This window comes from Streptomyces sp. BE303, assembly GCF_036290945.1.
In the GTDB taxonomy this organism is placed as follows: Bacteria; Actinomycetota; Actinomycetes; order Streptomycetales; family Streptomycetaceae; genus Kitasatospora.
The window spans coordinates 1-475 of the sequence record NZ_JAQYWZ010000338.1 but is presented as its reverse complement, the minus strand read 5'-3'; the positions used below and the strand labels follow the sequence as shown (position 1 = coordinate 475).

General features: G+C 68.8%; 1 pseudogene. It reads left to right on the top strand.

Features of this window, described 5'->3' with window-relative positions:
- Positions 1–475 (top strand): annotated as a pseudogene (locus tag PUR56_RS04570) (beta-ketoacyl synthase N-terminal-like domain-containing protein); the annotation flags it as partial.

Sequence of the window (475 nt, the reverse complement as noted above, 5' to 3'; positions counted from 1 at the left end):
GGGTCCGAGGACGTAGCGGACACGGCGGGCCAAATAGGCACCGGGAACCCGGCGAGCCTGCTGTCCGGCCGCCTCTCGTACTCGTTCGGCCTGGAGGGGCCGGCGGTGACGGTGGACACTGCGTGCTAGTCGTCGCTGGTCGCGCTGCAGCTGGCCGCGGAGGCGCTGCGGTCGGGCGAGTGCTCGATGGAGCTGGTCGGCGGCGTCACCGTGATGCCGAACACGGATGTGTTAGTGGAGTTCTCGCGTCAGCGCGGGCTGTCTGCCGACGGCCGGTGAAAGTCGATCGGAGCGGACGCGGACGGGACGGGATGGTCCGAGGGTGTCGGCATGCTGCTGGTCGAGCGCTTTTCGTCGGCGCGGGCTGCGGGTCGACGGGTGCTGGCGGTGGTGAGGGGTACGGCGTTGTACCGGGAAGTTGCGTCGATCGGTCTGAGGTCGCGGATCGGTCCTTCGTTGCATCGTGTGTTCAGGT